Raw genomic sequence first — 1,050 nt, 5'->3', positions numbered from 1 at the left:
CCCCGAGACTGACAACAGACGGTCAAGCTGCCCGCGATGGACGCCAGGACCGCCGACTGGGTTGTAGATAGCCTGCTCGGTCACTAAGACGTGAAACCTACGGTCTCCCTGGTACAACCACTGTTGGCGCTCGATACGTTTCGACACCCCAGCGTCTACGTCATCGGGGATGCCATAGAACCTCACAGCACGCCGGAGAATTTGCTCCGCGTACTCGGGCGTCTGGAAGATTCCGGGAATTATCTGCGGCTCGTACACCCGCTGTAGGCGGGTTTCCTCCGCGAGTGTCACCGATCGTTCCTGACGGCGGCGCGTGCCCGTAGCGAGGAGTCGTCTCCACTCTATGTACGCGGCTTCGATGCCCCTCAGAGTGGCAATCAGGTCCGGCAGCTGATCCGCGGTGCCGGTATGCGCGGTGTACGCGCGAAGGTCCGCCTCGTTGGGCGGCCTGGTGCCGTTCTCGATTTTCGAGACCTTGGACTCGTGCCACCCGGAGAGCTGAGCCAACCGGCGGCCGGTCAGCTCAGCATCCCTACGAATCTCACGAAGGCGTCTACCCAGTTGCTCGCGAGCTTGGCGAGGTGTGGTCACGCGATGTGTTCCACGTACTCGCTGAACGGTGTTGCTAGCTTCCACACTCGGTTTCGTTGCTCTACGCAGTACTCAACCAGGCCAGCGTCTTCGGTGATTACGACACCGCGCCCACGAGTAGACGTGTCTCGGGCGTGGAAAGCCACGCGAGAACCATCGAGCAACCAGTAGTCCTCGGTGAGCGGCGGATCTCCCGCGTTGTGTCGAGGCAAGTACCTAATCTCTTCGCCGGCCTCGATGCTCTCGGGGTTCAGCGTCAGAATCCATCGGTGGTAGTCACTCGCTGGCTCGGTGAGTACACGAACTCGCCGAATCGCCACACCGCGTCCGGTGGTGTGCCTGACTAGCGAACGCCACGGATCGAACCATGTGTGGTCCGCTGGTTCACCCGCGAGGAACCTCCGCAATGGCTCGGACTCGGATGCAACCGAGTATGCGTCCAGGGTCTCCAGGTGGAAC

At 61.6% G+C, this 1,050-nt stretch carries 2 protein-coding genes; both read right to left on the bottom strand.

The window, feature by feature from the left end; genetic code table 11:
• A partial coding sequence (locus ACFWF3_RS37010; RefSeq protein WP_379318927.1) for a Scr1 family TA system antitoxin-like transcriptional regulator occupies positions 1 to 591 on the bottom strand: 591 nt, incomplete at its 3' end.
• A partial coding sequence (locus tag ACFWF3_RS37005) for a DUF6879 family protein (RefSeq protein ID WP_379318925.1) occupies positions 588 to 1,050 on the bottom strand: 463 nt, incomplete at its 5' end. The genes ACFWF3_RS37010 and ACFWF3_RS37005, both read right to left, overlap by 4 nt.

This window comes from Nocardia sp. NPDC060220, from assembly GCF_042727815.1.
Classification (GTDB): domain Bacteria; phylum Actinomycetota; class Actinomycetes; order Mycobacteriales; family Mycobacteriaceae; genus Nocardia.
Note: the sequence above shows the minus strand (reverse complement) of the source record. Positions and strands in the feature narration are given on the sequence as shown.